15 protein-coding genes are annotated in these 16,367 nt (G+C 67.8%); 1 reads left to right on the plus strand and 14 read right to left on the minus strand.

Going from position 1 to position 16,367, the window contains the following annotated elements:
* The first annotated feature begins 52 nt into the window (after nucleotides 1-52).
* Complete coding sequence (locus POL67_RS48205; RefSeq protein ID WP_271928775.1) at nucleotides 53-2,314, plus strand: carboxypeptidase-like regulatory domain-containing protein; 2,262 nt, start codon at nucleotides 53-55, stop codon at nucleotides 2,312-2,314.
* On the opposite strand, the gene POL67_RS48210 is transcribed toward POL67_RS48205, so the two are convergent.
* From POL67_RS48210 to POL67_RS48275, 14 genes are all read right to left on the minus strand, one after another.
* Complete coding sequence (locus POL67_RS48210) at nucleotides 2,301-3,443, minus strand: RCC1 domain-containing protein (protein WP_271928779.1); 1,143 nt, start codon at nucleotides 3,441-3,443, stop codon at nucleotides 2,301-2,303. The genes POL67_RS48205 and POL67_RS48210 overlap by 14 nt on opposite strands.
* A 109-nt stretch (nucleotides 3,444-3,552) precedes the next feature.
* A complete protein-coding gene (locus POL67_RS48215) occupies nucleotides 3,553-3,702 on the minus strand; it encodes a hypothetical protein (RefSeq protein WP_153823572.1) in 150 nt (49 codons plus the stop codon).
* A 176-nt stretch (nucleotides 3,703-3,878) separates the two neighbouring features.
* The gene (locus tag POL67_RS48220; RefSeq protein ID WP_271928783.1) at nucleotides 3,879-4,292 is read right to left on the minus strand and encodes an NUDIX hydrolase; all 414 of its coding nucleotides are present in this window, start codon (nucleotides 4,290-4,292) and stop codon (nucleotides 3,879-3,881) included.
* 20 nt (nucleotides 4,293-4,312) lie between these two features.
* Nucleotides 4,313-5,890 carry a transglutaminase domain-containing protein gene (locus POL67_RS48225; protein ID WP_271928785.1) on the minus strand — a complete coding sequence of 526 codons (1,578 nt, stop codon included), beginning with the start codon at nucleotides 5,888-5,890 and terminating at the stop codon, nucleotides 4,313-4,315.
* Between the two features lie 130 nt (nucleotides 5,891-6,020).
* Nucleotides 6,021-6,476: a nuclear transport factor 2 family protein gene (locus POL67_RS48230; RefSeq protein WP_271928788.1), complete on the minus strand. Its 456-nt coding sequence runs from the start codon at nucleotides 6,474-6,476 to the stop codon at nucleotides 6,021-6,023.
* Nucleotides 6,477-6,538: 62 nt separating this feature from the next.
* Entirely contained in the window at nucleotides 6,539-7,852 is a 1,314-nt protein-coding gene (gene pcnB, locus POL67_RS48235) for a polynucleotide adenylyltransferase PcnB (RefSeq protein ID WP_271928790.1), read from the minus strand.
* A gap of 140 nt (nucleotides 7,853-7,992) precedes the next feature.
* Nucleotides 7,993-8,952 (minus strand): serine/threonine-protein kinase, encoded by a 960-nt coding sequence (locus POL67_RS48240; RefSeq protein ID WP_271928791.1) that lies wholly within the window; start codon nucleotides 8,950-8,952, stop codon nucleotides 7,993-7,995.
* A 12-nt stretch (nucleotides 8,953-8,964) separates the two neighbouring features.
* The gene (gluQRS, locus tag POL67_RS48245; protein ID WP_271928793.1) at nucleotides 8,965-9,918 is read right to left on the minus strand and encodes a tRNA glutamyl-Q(34) synthetase GluQRS; all 954 of its coding nucleotides are present in this window, start codon (nucleotides 9,916-9,918) and stop codon (nucleotides 8,965-8,967) included.
* 233 nt (nucleotides 9,919-10,151) lie between these two features.
* The gene (locus tag POL67_RS48250) at nucleotides 10,152-10,907 is read right to left on the minus strand and encodes a hypothetical protein (protein ID WP_271928794.1); all 756 of its coding nucleotides are present in this window, start codon (nucleotides 10,905-10,907) and stop codon (nucleotides 10,152-10,154) included.
* Between the two features lie 70 nt (nucleotides 10,908-10,977).
* The gene (locus POL67_RS48255; protein WP_271928796.1) at nucleotides 10,978-11,517 is read right to left on the minus strand and encodes a hypothetical protein; all 540 of its coding nucleotides are present in this window, start codon (nucleotides 11,515-11,517) and stop codon (nucleotides 10,978-10,980) included.
* Between the two features lie 14 nt (nucleotides 11,518-11,531).
* A complete protein-coding gene (locus POL67_RS48260) occupies nucleotides 11,532-12,119 on the minus strand; it encodes a hypothetical protein (protein WP_271928799.1) in 588 nt (195 codons plus the stop codon).
* 70 nt (nucleotides 12,120-12,189) lie between these two features.
* Entirely contained in the window at nucleotides 12,190-13,413 is a 1,224-nt protein-coding gene (locus POL67_RS48265) for a DUF1015 domain-containing protein (protein ID WP_271928801.1), read from the minus strand.
* A 74-nt stretch (nucleotides 13,414-13,487) separates the two neighbouring features.
* Nucleotides 13,488-16,016 carry a MinD/ParA family ATP-binding protein gene (locus POL67_RS48270; RefSeq protein WP_271928803.1) on the minus strand — a complete coding sequence of 843 codons (2,529 nt, stop codon included), beginning with the start codon at nucleotides 16,014-16,016 and terminating at the stop codon, nucleotides 13,488-13,490.
* The gene (locus tag POL67_RS48275; protein ID WP_271928806.1) at nucleotides 16,010-16,315 is read right to left on the minus strand and encodes a hypothetical protein; all 306 of its coding nucleotides are present in this window, start codon (nucleotides 16,313-16,315) and stop codon (nucleotides 16,010-16,012) included. Before POL67_RS48275 ends, POL67_RS48270 begins: the two co-directional genes overlap by 7 nt.
* Between the last annotated feature and the right edge of the window lie 52 nt (nucleotides 16,316-16,367).

Raw genomic sequence — 16,367 nt, forward strand, 5'->3', positions numbered from 1 at the left:
CCCGAAGGAGCGTCCCGCGCAAACGTGCGAGCGCGGTGGTAGCGTCGGGTGCATGTGGCGTCCCGGGAAACACGCGCGTCTCGCCTCGGCCTCGATCGTGGTCACGGCCGCCGCCAGGATGCTCTCCGGCTGCGGCGAAGCCGAACCCGCGGGCGTAGGTGGCGCAGGCGGGCAAGGCGCGGCCGGGTCCGTGTCGTCGTCGTCGTCTTCAGCGGCAGTGGGTCCGACGACGGGCGCGGGAGGCGCGTTGCCCGAGGTGTTCCCCGTGACGGGCGTGGTGACGGACGGCGCGTCGCCGCTGCCCGGCGCGATCGTGATGCAAGGCGGCGGCGCGCCTGCGCTCGTGACGGGGCCCGACGGTGCGTTTTCGATCGAGCTCTCCACGTCGATCCCGGGCGCGCCCACGGTGGTCGCGGCGAAGGTGGGCTACCGGAGCGCCGGCATCGAATTCGACGCGCTGCCCGAGGGGCCGATCGAGCTCGTCCTGCACGAAGCGGCGCCGCCGGACAATGCCGACGGCTACAAATTCGGCACGCCGGGCGTCGGGGACGAGAACCTCGACGCGACGACGGCCATTTGCGGGCACTGTCACACGACGCTCGTCGCGCAGTTCCAGCAATCGGCGCACGCGAAGGCGACACGGGATCCGCTCGTGCAAGACCTTTATGCGGGGACGTCGCGCGCGCACGGGGACGCGGCGTCGTGCGCGGCGGCGGGCGGGGAATGGCGGACGGGGCGGGTGCCGGGCACGATGATGGGCACGGCGTCGCGTTGTTATCTCGGCGGCGGGGTTTTGCCGGACCTCAATGGTTGCGGCGCGAAGGGCGCGCTCGCCTGCGACGATCCGGCCTTGCCCGCGGCCGAAAAGCCGACTGCGTTCGGCGCGTGCGCCGATTGCCACGCGGCGGGGCTCGACGGAAAGGCGGGCGGCCGTGATCTGCTGGAGGCAACCGGGATCGCGTTCGAGAACGGGAACCATTGCGACACGTGCCACAAGGTGCGGGACATCGACCTGACGAAACCGCCGGGAACCGCAGGCCGGCTCCTTTTGCAGCGGCCGAGCGAAAAAGTCTCCAGTGACCCCCTGGCCAAACTCCGCCAGGTGATGTTCGGCCCGCTGCCGGACGTGCCGAACGAGTTCATGGGTGGGAGTTATCAACCGAAATTCTCCGAGGCGACGTTCTGCGCGGGCTGCCACGAGCAGGCGCAGCCGGCGCTCCTCCCGGGCCAGGTCGTCGATCCGGCGCGCTTCCCCGGCGGCCTGCCCGTGCATTCGACGTTCGCGGAATGGTCGGCGAGCCCGTGGGCGGAGGCGGGCGCGCCTTGCCAGCATTGCCACATGCCGCCGAACGAGGGGCTCTGGAACACGCTGGACAAGACGACCCCGAAAAATGGAGGCATCACGTTCGGCTTCGTGCGGCCGCCGGAGCAGATTCGGTCGCACGCCTTTCGGGGGCCCCTCGCGGGGACGCCGCGGCTCCTGGGTCTGGCGCTCGGGATGTGGATGACGGCGAAAACCGCGGGAGGCGTGGTCGACGTTTCGGTGACGCTCTCGAACCAGGGATGTGGTCACGCCTTGCCGACGGGCGAGCCGATGCGATCCCTCGTGCTCGTGATTCGCGCCGAGGCCTGCGGCGAGGTGCTCGTGGCGAGCGCGGGGCCGACGGTGCCGGACGTCGGCGGCGCGTGGGCGGAGGGGGGGATCGGGCAAGGCGTGGCGGTCGTCGGGACATCCTGGTCCTGGCCGGAGGGCGCGGCCCGCGCGAAGCCGGGGCAGGTCTTGCGGGTGGTGCGGGAGACGGGGAATTGGCTGGACTACCCGGGCATCGGCGTCTTCGCGGATCCTGCGCTTTCTCCGGCGGACAAGGGAATACCGATTCGTGTACAGGTCGCGGAGGTGAACGTTGTATCGGCGGCGAACGGGCAAATCGTGGCGGCGGGCGTGGCGGAGGTGATGCCCGGGGATCGGGTGTTCCTCGGGGATGGGCTCGCGGCGGAGGTGATGGACGGATCGGGCTCGGCGGCGCTCGCGGGGGCGCCGGGGCAGGCGTTCGCGCGGGTGCTCGTGGACGCGGAGGGAAACCGGTTCGTCCCGCATTACCGTGCGGTGGACATGGCGAGCGATAGCAGGCTGCCGCCGTTCACGCCGGTGACGAGCCTGCATTCGTTCGTGCTGCCGGCGGGTTGTCCGGGCGCAACGGTGACGGCGACGGCGCTGTATCGGCCGGTGCCGGTGGTGATGGCCAACGAGCGGGGATGGGAAGCGCGGGATTGGGTGGTGGCGGTGCGGAAAGAGGTCGTCAGCGCGAACTAGGAAAAGCGGCCGCCCCGTTCTCCACGGGAAACGCCTGCATGCGCGGCTCGCCATCCTGCGCGTCGATTCCCCACATCACGATCACCCCGTCCCGACGCACCGCCCACGTCCGCCCGGGCATTGCCTCGATGGCGACGGCGCCTTCGATCTCCTCGAGCCTCACCGGCACCGGATGCCCCTCTTCCTTTTTCGTCGCCTCCCGGCCCGCCTCGCCCGTCTCTCCCTGCTCCGAACGGCCCCAGCACCACACGCCGCCCTGCTCGTCGATCGCACAGGCATGCTGGCCCGACGTGGCTACGTCCACCACGCGCGGCAATCCGACCACACGCACAGGTTTGTCGTGACGTTCGCGCGTGCCGTCGCCGAGCTGGCCGAATTCGTTCGGACCCCAGCACCACACGCTCGCGTCGTCGCGCAGGAGGCAGCCCACGATATGGTTGAAGCCGAGGTCCGCGACCTCCGCCCGGACCACCCGGTCGAGCAAGAGCGGAGACCTGTCCGGGTCGTTCGTCATTTGCGGACCTCCGAGGACGAAGCGGCCGTCTTCGAGCAGCGCCGCCCTCCCCTGCGCATACAAATTCCGGATGGCGCCGAACGCCTCGAGCTCCCCGTAAATCACCTTCAGGTCCCGCGGACAACGAATGTCGCCGGCGCCCGCCACACAAACGAGCGCCCACGCTCGCCCGGTGACCTCGACGAGCCGCTTCCCGCCTTTCACCTCGAACCCGACTCTCCCCTCGGTGAAATCGTCGTACGGCTTTTCGGGTCCAATGCCGGATGCCTCGAAATATCGATGCACCACGCGGCCATCCGGGAGGAGCAGCATGATGTCGTTGTCGCGGCACAAGAAATCGACCACCGGCGCCTCGGACACCCCGTTCGACCGCAGGATCACTTGATCCGACCCACGCCAGATCGACGCCACCGCCACGCGCCCGTCCGCGAGGCGCAAGCAACGGAGATCCGACCAGACCCGCGGCGGCGCCTGAGAGCCCGCGGAGACCGGCGGAGGCGCTGCCGGGACCGCCGGACCCGGGCCCACGTCGCGACGCGCCCCGCAAGCCGCGGAGAGCACGGCGAGCGTCGCAACACACGCGAGGGTTGGAAAGGTTCGGCGCGCGTTCGTCATGGGCTTCGCGGCAAGGAGGTTACCACGCCCGGCTCCGGCGCCGAAAAGAGGAAGAGCCTGCCACACCGGGCAGGCTCTTCCGAAGCCTCCTCTTCATTTCCAATCGCCTTCATGACTCCCCGATATTTACCTCCGCGAAGAGCTCGCCGCCCCATCGCCAGAAGGCCACGGTGCGGCTGAACAACAGGACCACTTCGAGGCCCAGGCCGCTGTCGAATTCGACGCGCCAGCGACCGGGGTCGACTTCGAGGATGCGCACGAAGGTCAGGGGTGCAATCGATGGGCCACGTGGCCTCGGCGTGGCGCGCGGATTCCCACGTCCCTCACATGCAATTCATCCGTCCCAAACAAAGGGACCGCTTCCCGATGCGCGGCCCTTGCACGGGCATTGCGCAGGCCTCTGGCATGGCGCGCGGACGATCCCGCCATCCGACCTCATTGCAAGACGAGCGCCCGGGTCACGACCCGCCGAACGGCCTCCGTCACCCCGAGACGGCCGAGATCGTCCACACGCGCGAGAATCACCTCGCTCGCGTCATCCCCCGCCCGTAGGTCGCCGCCCGTCCGGAGACACGCATAGTCGAGGATCACGTAATGGTAGGGGGGATCAACGACCTCGACGACCTCGACGAGCGGACCCACGCGTACGACGAGCCCCGACTCCTCGATCACCTCCCGAGCGACCGCGACCTCCAGCCGCTCGCCCGGCTCGACACGTCCCCCCGGTAGCGACCACGTCCCGGCCATCGGAGGATGCGCGCGGCGGACGAGCAAGATACGCGGCTCGCTCTCACCACGATCGATCACGGCCGCGCCGACGGCCAGGCGAGGCGCGCCGTCGACGAACACCTAAGGCTCGCCTCGCTCGGTCACTTGGTCTCCCCCGCCCCGCAACGCGCGCCGCCCGGCGTGCGCATCACGAGCTCGTACTCGCCGAGCGAGAGCTCGCGCGGGATGACGACAGGCCCGTTGTACGTGCCGCGATCGTCGGTGGAGAGCGAGCCGACGACGATGCCCTCGGGCGCGTTCCTGCTGCGCAGGACCACGTCGACGCGCACGTTCGGGCAGGCGCTGCCGCCGCTCTTCACCTCGCCGCGCAGGATCACCGGCAAGCCACGACGCACGTCCCGGCCGACCTCGCCCACCGTGATCTCCGCGGGCGGCGCGTTCGGATCCGTGGGCTCCGTGGCGCTCGGCGCGGGCTCGGGCGGGGCCGCGCTGGACGACGTCGTCGCGCTCGGCGAAGGCGTGGCGCCGTTCGTCCCGCCATTCTGCGCGTTCCCGCTCTGACCGCCGGCGTCGTTCCGTGCGCGGTCGGCCATCTCCTGTCCGGAGTCCTGGCTCTCCGGCCAAGCGTAGGGATCGGGTGGCGGCTGGTGCGCAGGCCGATCGTCCTGCTGCGACTCCATGTTCAGCGCGGCGCCGCCGAGGTCGATGCGATGCCAGATGTTGCCGTCGAACGCCTCGACCCACGCGTGCGCCTCGTTGACGACCATGCGCGCGGGCAGGCCGATGTTGAGGGCGGTCACGAGGAACGCGAACGAACGATGCCGACAGACGCCTTTCCGCGTGAGCGCGAGGTCGAGGTAGATGTCCTCGCGCCCGCGCGGCGGATCGTCGGAGGGCTCGAACGAGCGGAAGTAGCCGACCATCTTTTCGAGCACGTCGCGCGGACGCATCGCGCGTGAGATGCCGATCGCGTCGGCGACCTGGGCGAAGGCCGTGCGGTGCGTGGTGGGCTGCGGCGGCACGAGACGATCGAGCTCGGTCCAGCCTACGTCCGCGAACGCGCTGCCGAACGCGGCGCGCGGGATGCCGAGCTGGACCACGAGGCGCACCTCCTTGCGATCGTGTCCACGGACGAACCAGTTGTCGGCGCCGTCGCGAAGAACCTCGATGCGCGTCTCGGGATTCGAGCTCAGCCGGAGCAGCCGCGAGCCAGGCCCGACGTTCGGGATGCGCACGGGCTGTTCGGGGATGAGGCCGACGGAGAAGTCGCCGTAAAAGGTCTCCTCGCCGGGCGCGAGCGTGCCGCCGATGGGAACGGGGCGGAGGGTCTTGTCGCGAACGGCGAGGGTGTAGTCGTCGAGGACGGCGTCGAAGGCGCGCAGGCGCTTGAACGGCGCGGTGGAGGGCGTGAAAGGATCTTCGTAGTTCTCGACGTTGGGGCGGCGCGTGTCCCGGTCGGGCTCGTAGGTGGACTCGGGGGTGTCGTCGGTCGTGGAGCCGCCGTAGAGGTTCCGCGCGTCAGGCGGCCGTCGCGGGTCGGGCGCGGTGGCGATGCCGCTCGGCGTCTGCACCGCGGCGGGCAAGTCGCCGTCGATGGTCGTGGTGCTCCACGAGAGGTTCTCCTGCGGATCGGGCGGGAGAAACTCGTGCAGGATCGAGCTCTGCTGCGCGTCGACCGTGCCCGAGAGGGCGATCGTCGCGGCGAGGACGAAGGGCACGAAGGGCAGACGCGCCAGAGCGCGTCGAAGTCGCGAGCGGGCGGGGAGCGGAGGAGGAGCCACGCGCATGACGTTCCGCTAGTGAACCACGACGGGCGCGGAAGTTCCACGCGATGCGCGTGAGATCGCGTCAGGGCGAGGAAAAGTGGACGACGATCGAGGCGATCTTCCAGGCGCCTCCTACGCGACGGTACTTTTCCTCGTAGCTGCCGAAATACGTGAGCCGCGCGGCGTCCTTCGGTTCGCGCGGGACGCTGTGCGCGACGAACGCCCACGTCCCCTCTGCGGTGTCGCCGTCGACTGACAGGATGGGGTTCATCACGTGGTGGGCGGCCCAGCGCGCGCTCGCGGGCAGCACCTCGGCGAAGGCGTGGAAGAGGGCCTCCTTGCCGGAGAACGTGCCGAAGAAGCCGTAGTCGGTGGTGGCGTCGTCGGTGAACAGGTCCGCGAGCGCGCGGGCGTGCTCGACGCTCGGCGCGACGAGACAACGATCGGCGAAGACGGCGTACTGCGCCTTGAGCGTGCGGATCGCCTCCAGCGATTCGAGCCGATCGATGCGCGAGGGAAGGTCGTTCGAGCTGGTCATCGCGGGTCCTCCTGTCGTGCGGGACACGCGCGAAGCGTACCAGAGCGATCCGCGTGCTGGGCCTATCGCCGTCCGCGATGGGACGGATGCGGCCGCTCGCGATGGTGGTGGTGCGGCAGCGACGATGTCGAAGGCGCGGAGCCGCGAAACCGTTCGAGCGCGGCCGTGGGCTCGCCGCGGGCCGTCAGGTCGGCGAAGGCGACCTCCAGGGCCGCCTGGAAGAGCTCGGTGCGGGCGAAACGACCGGCGCGGCCCGTCGAGAGGCGCGGCATGACGCCGATGATGCGGCGGATGCCGTCGGCGTACCTGCGCGAGAGCGCGAGCCGCTCGATGAGCGGTTCGAGGAAATCGGCCACGGCGGCGCCCCGGTCGCGCGCGCCGTCGCACGCCTCCTTGAGCGGTTCGAGCAGGAGCAAGGTCCAGAGGACGGTGTCGTCGAGCCCGCCCACCTCCACGCTGCGCTGATCGATGTACTCGAGCAAGCGCCACTGCCGAATGCCCGGGCCGTCCTCGCGTTCCTCGTCGTAGAGCAGCGAGGAGAGCTCGGGCAGCAGCACGTCGAGCACGCCCGTCTCCCAGGCCAGGTAGATCGTCCGGCGCGCCTGACCGCCGCGCAGCAGGCGCAGAATCTCCTCCGACAGACGCGGACGCGCTGCGAGCGCGAGCGCCTCGCGGCAGAAGACGATGGCGTCGTAGACGTCGGGCGTGATCCCGAAGCCGAGCCTCCCTGCGAACTTGAGCGCGCGCAGGATGCGCACCGGGTCTTCGCGGAAGCGCGTCTCGGGGTCGCCGATCGTGTGCACCACGCGGCGCTCGACGTCGGCCATGCCGCCCACCCAGTCGAGGATCTGGCGCGCCTCGATGTCGTAGAACAGCGCGTTCATCGTGAAGTCGCGCCGCATGGCGTCCTCGCTCGCGACGCCGAAGACGTTGTCGCTGCGGATGAGCAGCTCGGCGGACTCGTCGCCGTCGTCCTTCGGGTTGCGCCGGAACGTGGCGACCTCGATGACCTTGCCGCCCTGGAAGAGGACGTGCACGAGGCGGAAGCGTCGGCCGATGATGCGGGAGTTGCGGAAGAGCTCGCGCACCTCCTCGGGCCGCGCGCTCGTCGCGACGTCGAAGTCCTTGGGGCTCCGATCGAGCAGGAGGTCGCGGACGCAACCGCCGACGAGGTACGCCTCGTGACCGTGACGCGTGAGGCGCCGGATCACCTTCTGCACGTCCGGGTCGATGCGCGCCTCGTCGAAGGAGACGTCGTATCGACGCGCAGGCTCGCACAGCGGGAGCGGCGCCGGGCCGACGGTGTAACTCGGCTCGAGGTCGGCCTCGGCGTAATCAGGGAGGGGATTCAGAGGAGAGGGGGTCGTTCGCCCCATGGCTTCCATGCGGCTCGTGGGAGTGTTGCTCGGCTCGTCCGAGCGATTTGCACGTCCAGGGCCGCCCTTCGAGAGGATTCACGGCGTCTAGCAGGGGACGGCCCCGGGGGCAAATGTCCACCGCAGAATCGTGAGCACTCTCACCGCAAACAGCGTCCCTCGGGGGTGTCGCGCAGGGCCTCGGCCATGGCGGCGGCGGAACCGTAACGCCGGGCCGGGTCCTTTTCGAGCGCACGAACGACCACGGCTTCGAGCGCGGTCGAGGCTTCGAGCGCGGCGTTCACCATGCGGAGCGGCGGCGGGCGCTCGACGGCGTGCCTCTCGGCGACCACCGCGGGCGGGCCGACGAACGGCGGAGCGCCGGCGAGCATCTCGAAGAGCACGACGCCGAGCGCGTAGATGTCGGCGGTCGGCTCCGCGAGCTCGCCCGCGGCCTGCTCCGCCGGCATGTACTCGGGCGTGCCGACGGCCGAGCGTCGCGACGTGAGACGAAACGAGTCCTTCAACGCTTGGGGCATCGGGTCGCCTTCGGCGCCCTGCGCCCCAAACCCCGGGCCGCCCGGATCCCCGTCGATCCATGCGGAGCCGAAGTCGAGCAACTTGACGAGCTCGCGCCCGTCCGGCGCGTGCACGAGGAAGATGTTCTCGGGTTTGACGTCGCGGTGCACGACGCCCGAGGCGTGCGCGGCGGCGAGGGCGAAGGCGGCATCGACGGCGATGCGCGTGGCGCGGACGGGCGTGAGCGTGCGCGCGTAGGAGAGCGTGTCGGCGAGGTCGAGCCCGACGAGGTGCTCGGCCACGAAGTACGGCAAGCCATTCGGCAAGGTGCCGGAGTCGTGAATCTGGAGGACGCGTGGATCGGCGACGCGGCACGCGGAGGCGATCTCGCGATGGAAGCGCGCGCGCAGCATCTCGTTCGACTGGTGCTCGGAGCGCAGCACCTTCACGGTGACGCGAGGACCGTTGCGCCCGCCGCGCAGCCCTTCGGCGACGTAGACGTGACCCACGCCTCCGCTGCCGAGGTACTGGATGACGCGGAAGCGCTTGTCGATGACAGCTCCGATGAGCGCATCGGACGTGGCGGAGCTCTCGCGGTGCATCGGCGGGGAATCTTACCGCGCGACGATCGCCGACACACGCACGGATTCGCGCGGCAAGCGAGACCAGTCGAGCGACGCGGCGAGCGCTTCGAGCGGCGCATCGGCGTCACCGACGTCGTGGCCGTACGCGCGGGCGATGGCGCGCACGAGCGCGCGCGGGTCGCGCCCCGCGGCGCGATGATCGTGGAGCGGCATGAGCTTGTCCCGCTTGGCGAGGCGGCTGCCGTCGTCGGCGACGAGCAAGGGGACGTGCGCGAACGTGGGAGGTGCTCCGCCGAGCAGCCTCGCGAGGAGGATCTGCCGCGCGGAGGAGCTCGCGAGGTCGCCGCCGCGCACGACGTCGGTGATCTGCATGTGGAGGTCGTCGACGACGACGACGAGCTGATACGCGAAGACGCCGTCGCCGCGGCGGAGGACGAAGTCGCCGGTCACGTGGCCGACGTGCTCGGTGTACGTGCCGAGCACGCGGTCGTGGACGGTGACGATCGCGCGGTCGTCGTCGGGCACGGCGAGGCGAACAGCGGGCGGGCGGCGGAAGTCACGCTTCTGCATGCCGAAGGGCCTGCACGTGCCGGGGTAACGAGGTCCTTCCTCGCCGGCGTGTGGCGCGCTGGCGACGCGGGCGATCTCGGCGCGGGAGCAGTCGCAGTAGTAGACGAACCCGCGCGCGGCGAGCTGCTCGATGGCGGCTTCGTAGAGGGCGAGGCGCTCGGATTGCACGTACGGCGCGAAGGGGCCGCCCTGCGCGGAAGATTCGTCCCAGCGAAGGCCAAGCCACGCGAGGTCGTCGAGCAGGGCCTCGGCCGCGCCGGGGACGACACGCGGGCGGTCGATGTCTTCCATGCGGAGGACGAGGGTGCCGCGCGCTTGCATGGCGGCGGCGGCGCAAAAAAGGGCGGCGGCGGCGCTGCCGAGGTGGAGGGCGCCGGTGGGCGATGGGGCGAATCGGCCGCGGTAGGCGGTCATGGTGGGGCGAGAGGGACTGAACCACCCGCGAGGCGGGTCGTCGAGGGTTCGAAGGGGTCTCGAACCACCGGCGAGCCAGGTCGGCGGCGGTTCCAGGTGGTTCGAACCACCGGCGAGCCGGGTCGGCGGCGCTTCGAAGTGGTTTCGAACCACGCGAACGCCGGGTCGGCGGCGCTTCGAGGCGGTTTCGAACCACGCGAACGCCGGGTCGACGGCGCTTTGAAGTGGTTCGACTAGGCCTTTTCGGGGACTTTGGCGGCGGGGGCGCTCCTCGCGCGTGCGTCGGCCTTCTTCTCCGCGTCGCGGAGCGGCCCGAAGACGAGCGCCTCGGTGGCGGGCGCGAGCTCGGCGAGCTCGGCGTCGGCGACGAAGGCATTGACGACCCGGATCCACCGATTGCGCGCCTTGACGAGCGCCGACCCGGTGGCGAGCTCGGATTGCTCGGCGAGGAGGCGCCCTTTTTCGTCCTCGCGCTCGCCGAGCTGCTTGCCGAGGAAAATCCACTCTTCGAGGTACGCCGTGAGGGATTTCTGCGCGGGCCCCTGGCCGATGAAAATGGCATTCGTGCGCATCTTGAGCGCGGGCGTGAGGCGATCGGCGAGCTGCTGCGCCTGGCCGGCCTGCGCGCGATAGGTCTTTTGCAAGCTGGGGAGGCCGTCGGGGACGAGGATATCGCGGAGCTGGATGAGATCCGCTCCGATCTCATCGCCGAGGAGTTCGGCGGTGGAGGTGAGGAACCCGAAGGCACCCCGGATGATCGCATCGTGGCGGACGTCGATCCTGGTCTCCTCGGCGCTGATCTCGTCGAGCCGCGGATTCTTGGAGGGCTGCGCCGCGGCGCCGAGAATGGAATGGATCTCGTCGATGCGGGAGAGCTTGGCGGAGAGATCGGGGTTTCCGAGAATGGCCGCGCGGGCGGGGGAGTGAGGGTCGGTCCAGGTGGCGGAGACCTGGAGCATTTCTTCGGTCTGGAGGTTCTTGAAGGCCATGGTGTGCGCGGACGGTACCATGGGATACCGCGGGCGGACAAGAGGCCCGTGGGGTGGCCTACGGGGAGCTTCAGCCCTGGCCGATCGGTCCGCTCGCCTTCTTCATCATCTCCACGACGCTCGCTTCCAGCCGCTCCCGGTACGCGTGCATCTCCTCCACGAGGAGACGCATTTCGCGCTCGACGTCCTTGAGCATCTCCATCTTCTCGACGTCCTCGCGCATCCGCACGATGTCCTCGTGCCGGACGTCGTGTCCCCCCTCCTCCATGAGGGAATCGAAGAGCTCCGGCTGCGAGGCGAGCTCGTCGAGGACCTCCTTCATCTGCTCGGTGCGCGCTTCGCTCCTCGGCTTCATCTGCGCGCGCTCCTCCGGCGTGAGCCGCCTCCGGAGCAGCGGGAGCATCTCCATCAGCTCCTGCAGGTGCCGCTGGCCCTGTTCATGGTCGAGCGCGGGCCTCGGGCCGGGGGCGTTCTCCAGCGTCATGCCCACCTCGACCGCGAGCGCGTGGCGTTGCTCGCGCAAAAAAGCCACCACGAGGTCGACACGGCGCCGCATCTCGGAGATCGAAATCGTGTCGAGTTTCTGCTGAAGATCGTCGTCGTCTGCCATCGAAATCCCTCCGCTCACCGCCCCCGCTCGTAATCCTTCGCCGCGCGCTCGACGATGTCCCAATCCCGCGCCGCCCGCTCCGACTCGGCCACGAGATCCGCCGTGAACAACGTGAGCCCCCAGATCCCATTCTCGCGCCGCCGAAACCCATACCGCGTCCCGCGCGCCGTTTCCACCGTCGCCCGCTCGCCCACGATTTCAACCTTCGCCATGCCGGAGAGATCCCGCCGGAGCCGCGTCACGAATCCCTTTTTCGTCGCGAGATCCACCCATACGTCCGCCCCGTCCTCGGCCGTCGCGTGTGTCCGGTACGCGTCGAGCAGCCGCGTGCGCTCGGCCTCGGGGTAGGCCTGCGCGATGCGCTCGCTCGCCTTTTTGCGATAATCGCGGATGCTGTAGGCGGCGTGCTGCGCGGAGTCTTCGAGGTAATGGAAGCAGGTGCGGGCGTCGCCCTGCGCGAGGTTGAAGGCGATCCGCAGGTAGGCGCCTTCGGGCGTGGTGTCCGGCGGGAAACGAGACGCCGCCCAGAAGACGTAACCGCCGCCGCCGAGCGTGAGGAGGGCGAGGCCGGAGGCGAGGGCTTGGCGGCGCGTGAGGGGCATCGGCGAGTTCAGCGTCTCGTTTCCACGGAAAAGGCCGCTCGGCAAGCGGACAGGCGCGTCGAGATCCGCATCAGAACGTGTGGACGAAGAGGCCGCTCCGGAGCTTCGGCTCGAACCAGGTGCTCTTCGGCGGCATGAGCAGACCCGCGTCGCTCACCGCGAAGAGCTGCTCGATCTGCGTCGGGTAGAGGTGCAGGCCGAGCGTGAACGCCCCCGCGTCGACGCGCCGTTCGAGCTCGCCGTACCCACGGATGCCACCCACGAAGTCGACATGCTTGTCCCGGCGAGGGTCCTTCACGCCGAAGATCGGGCCGAGGAGGAGGTCCTGCGCGATCGAGCAGTCGAGCGAGGCGACCGGATCCTGGTCGCGCGCGGGATCCTGCGGGGCACGGAGGAGGTACCACTTGCCGGCGAGGTAAGCGCCGAAGGTGCGCGGCTCGGGCGGGGTCGCGGCGAGGCCGTCGGGGCGCGGCTCGACCTGCATCACGGACGCGAGGCGCTCGAGGATCGCCTCGGGCGAGCGGCCTTCGAGGTCCCGCACGACGCGGTTGTACGGCAGGATCTTCATCTGGTCGTGCGGGAAGACGACCGCGAGGAAGACGTCATGTTCGCGGCCGTCGCCGCGATACGTCTGGTGCACGCGGGCCGCGGCGGCGCTGCGGTGGTGGCCGTCGGCCACGTAGAGGCACGGCACGTCCTCGAAGCGCTCTTCGAGGGCGCGCGTGGCGTCGCGGCCGAGCACCCAGAAGCGATGGCCAACGCCGTCCTTCGTGGTGAAGTCGTAGATCGGCGGCGCCTCGGTGGAGGCCCGGACGAGCGCGTCGATCGCCCCGTCCTTGCGGTACGTGAGGAAGACGGGCTCGTCGTGCGCGGCGAGCTCGTCGATGTGGCGCGTGCGGTCGTCTTCCTTGTCGGCCCGGGTTTTCTCGTGCTTCTTGATCGTCTCGGCGAGGTACTCGGAGACGGCCGCGCAGCCGACGACGCCGATCTGGCGGTGGTCGCCCATGGTCTGCGCGTAAAGGTAGAGGTGCGGCTCGGGGTCCGCGGCGAGCGCGCCTTCAGCGATGAGCTTCGCCAGGTTGTGCGCGCCCATGGCGTAGACCGCGTCGTCGTGCTCGTCCGTGCCCTCGGGGAGGTCGATCTCGGGGCGGGAGACGTGCAGGAAGCTCGCCGCGTTGCCTTCCGCGAGCTTGCGCGCCTCGGCCGTGGAGATGACGTCGTACGGCGGGCTCGCAACCTCAGGGGCCAAGGAGGGCGGGGGGCGGAAGGCGCGGAAGGGGCGGACTTTGGCCATGCGCTGCGGTTAGCCCGGTTGGGCTCAGGTGTCGAGGCGGAACGCGGGGGGATGGGGAGCGAAGCTCATTTCGTTTACTCCTCTCCTTTCCGCTTGCGGTAGTAACGCATTCTCAGCGAGGTCTTGAAGAGTCGTCCGGCTCGCCATTGTCCCGGGTATTTGGGGCGATCTTCGAATATACCGAACTGACGCATTCGGTCGAGCGCGTGCCCAACGGTCACTCTGTCGATGCCCGTACGACTCGCCAGCTCGTCACGACGGCTCTCGACCTCGAACGGAGTGACGGTGCCTGCGAATGCCGCGATCAAGCGCGACAGCATCTCGTTGTCCATTTCGACGAGGTTACGGAGCTCGGCGTTAACATCGATCAAGAACTTCGCGGCCGCCTCTTCGTGTGCAAAGAACACGAGCGCATCGCTGATCTTCCCGTCATCCCCCAGCTCTGGACCGTGGAACGCTCTTCGTTTCGCATCCTGACCGGCGATGATGCGAAGGAAATCGTCATAAATCCGGGGGTAGTACGAAGACTCGCCCGTCGGGTCATCGCTGAAATAGGTTTTCAGGAACGTGGTTGTGTTCAAGTTAAGGCGACCGAGATTCCTCGGAAATATCTCGAGCAGCAACTCCTCACACGCCTCAACTGTCAGCGCGCCATTAAGAATCGCGCCTGCATACTCATGCTCGTTGATTACCTCGTACGCCGCAGCGAACCGTCGCTCAAACCACGGGAGTTTGCGTATACGCGACAGAGCAAAGTTCAAGATGCCTTGGGTATACCAAACCAGATCCCATCTACGGCCATGCGCCTGTTGCTCGAAGTTCTCGTAACCTCGATCGGCCAAATCCTTACGAATGAAGATTCGCATGCGAACTTTGTCGCTGAAGACAGGGTCACTCCGCAGCGCAGACTCCACGCGAAAAAGGGCTCCCACGAAATCAAATGTTTCGGCTGGCCTGAAGGCCGTCTCGAGCCCATCAATCAAAAACGTCCTTGCACATGCTGCGTTTGCAGCCGCCATCCTGGCCAGACGCAAGCTTCTCTCTGCCTCATGACCGGCCATGTCGAGTGCTGCAGACATCGCGGAGCGTTCGGTGTCCTCACGTTCCAGAGCCACGCGCAGCAGCGTCCACCAGAACAGTTCCGGGTCTCGACTCGTTTTGCGCGCGAACTCTTGGAGCACGGTGTCGCCCGCCGTGATGCCAGTTTCTCCAGCAACTTCGCTCGGTACGAGAAGCGCTTCGCCCAGATTCTCCTCGACGAGCGTCCGCATGAGGCGGGTCTTGCCAGTACCCTTGCGCCCAACAATGAAAATATATGGGCTGTTGCGCGGTCGCAGCGCGCGCAACGCCTCTGTTTGAATCAAATCGCCCTCATCGAGCGCACCGCTCGGATGGAGCACAGCCTGCTTGGTAGGCGCTGATGCAATTTTCTCTACAGCAGGTCGACCCGCCAGGTCGAGAAGCCTTCGAAGCATCTCACATGATTCACGTACCGCAGCCCCGACGCGTCCGGCATCCGGAACGCGTGTTTCATTGAATGCAGTATCATAAGGCCACACGATCCAGTGATCGGCAATGTCTTCGGCGGTTGGCACGTCATCGGGATCCATCTCAGGCGTCGCTTTGGCGGCAGCCAGCTCTCCGACCGGCTCCGATGCCTGGTCCCACATTCGCCTGCGATATTCTTCCACCGTGGACTCGTTGTCCGGCTTGAACGATACGAGCGCGCCTGGGTTCCGAGGCCTCAGGCTCCAAAGGTGCCGCAAATGATTCTTTGCAGGTCTCCACTGACCATCCATACGTGCAAAGACGATGACAGGACCAGGCAAATGCCGCACCCAAGGAGGGAGCGTCGATGAAAGTCCTGTACGATGATCGACGAGCACGACATCGTAGTCGACAGCGAGCTTTACGACGCCGGAGATAATTTTGCTCTGACTTGGTGGGTGGACATTGCCCTCTAGCGCCAGCGCGGCCGCATCGAGATCAAAACGCTCCCCTTGAGGTCGAAATGGCAAAACATCCACGTAACCTCGACCGCGCGCCGGAGTCACTGCGCGCACGGGGGTCACGTCCGCGCCGGCATGTATGCCGAGGATTGAGGAGGCCATACCCCAAGCGGGTGTACCGAAGAGGATGTCTAGCGAAGGCGCCTCGGCGTCGACATCGATGGTCAGTACGCGCCACCCATCATCCGCCAACTTTCGAGCAAGAAAGCAGAGTACGGTGGAGCGCGTCTGCCCACCCTTGTAGCCATAAAAATGAGCTACAAGGGGGCTGGGGCTATCGAGTGGCTCGGGCTGCGGGTCTTCCTCGATGAGGAGTCGTGCCCAAAAGTGACCGCGATCCGCCTTTCTCGCGGTAGAGGCCTCGCCCGGCGTCTGGAGATCCAATCGGAAGAATAGCCTGTTGCAGACAGCTTGTAGATCCGCTATCGAAATGCGTACCCGTCTGGCCAGGAATTGTTCCCGGTCGTCCTCGTCGATCCCCTCGAAAGAAGCAGAGACCACGTGGATGCGGACGAAGGGAAACTGAAACCGACGCCTTGTCTCACCTGGAAACGCAGCGTCGATCTGAGCAATCAGATCAGCACCCGTCAGCATGCTTTGAGCCCCTTCTTCCTGAACTCCTCCCAGAGGCTCTCCAAAGCATCCAGGGCCGCCATGAGGTCTGTATCCGTCGTCGTGCCCGTATAATCAAATTCATGACGCAAATACCGGATATCCGGGTACTTCTTGGAGTTGACCTGCCTGGGAGTACCATCCCTGTGGCTGCACCACAGCTTCCTGAGGGTAGTATCGAGCGCCGTTGCCAGCGAAGTCAACGCAGGATCGCTTCGCTTGTTCACCATCTCAATGACGTCGTGCCCCTCCGCATAGTTCGTCGAGTCGTCGTCCTTCAACGTCAACTCCAACGCTACCAGCCGGACGTACAGTCGAAGAAGCGAAGCAGAC

The organism is Polyangium mundeleinium (genome assembly GCF_028369105.1).
In the GTDB taxonomy this organism is placed as follows: domain Bacteria; phylum Myxococcota_A; class Polyangia; order Polyangiales; family Polyangiaceae; genus Polyangium; species Polyangium mundeleinium.

Excerpts from the sequence above, each read along its gene's own strand:
- POL67_RS48240 (WP_271928791.1), bottom strand. The coding sequence starts at position 8,952 with ATGCACCGCGAGAGCTCCGCCACGTCCGATGCGCTCATCGGAGCTGTC.
- pcnB (WP_271928790.1), bottom strand. The coding sequence starts at position 7,852 with ATGGGGCGAACGACCCCCTCTCCTCTGAATCCCCTCCCTGATTACGCC.
- POL67_RS48270 (WP_271928803.1), bottom strand. The coding sequence starts at position 16,016 with ATGCTGACGGGTGCTGATCTGATTGCTCAGATCGACGCTGCGTTTCCA.
- POL67_RS48260 (WP_271928799.1), bottom strand. The coding sequence starts at position 12,119 with ATGCCCCTCACGCGCCGCCAAGCCCTCGCCTCCGGCCTCGCCCTCCTC.
- POL67_RS48255 (WP_271928796.1), bottom strand. The coding sequence starts at position 11,517 with ATGGCAGACGACGACGATCTTCAGCAGAAACTCGACACGATTTCGATC.
- POL67_RS48205 (WP_271928775.1), top strand. The coding sequence starts at position 53 with ATGTGGCGTCCCGGGAAACACGCGCGTCTCGCCTCGGCCTCGATCGTG.
- POL67_RS48265 (WP_271928801.1), bottom strand. The coding sequence starts at position 13,413 with ATGGCCAAAGTCCGCCCCTTCCGCGCCTTCCGCCCCCCGCCCTCCTTG.
- POL67_RS48210 (WP_271928779.1), bottom strand. The coding sequence starts at position 3,443 with ATGACGAACGCGCGCCGAACCTTTCCAACCCTCGCGTGTGTTGCGACG.
- POL67_RS48250 (WP_271928794.1), bottom strand. The coding sequence starts at position 10,907 with ATGGCCTTCAAGAACCTCCAGACCGAAGAAATGCTCCAGGTCTCCGCC.
- POL67_RS48230 (WP_271928788.1), bottom strand. The coding sequence starts at position 6,476 with ATGACCAGCTCGAACGACCTTCCCTCGCGCATCGATCGGCTCGAATCG.
- gluQRS (WP_271928793.1), bottom strand. The coding sequence starts at position 9,918 with ATGACCGCCTACCGCGGCCGATTCGCCCCATCGCCCACCGGCGCCCTC.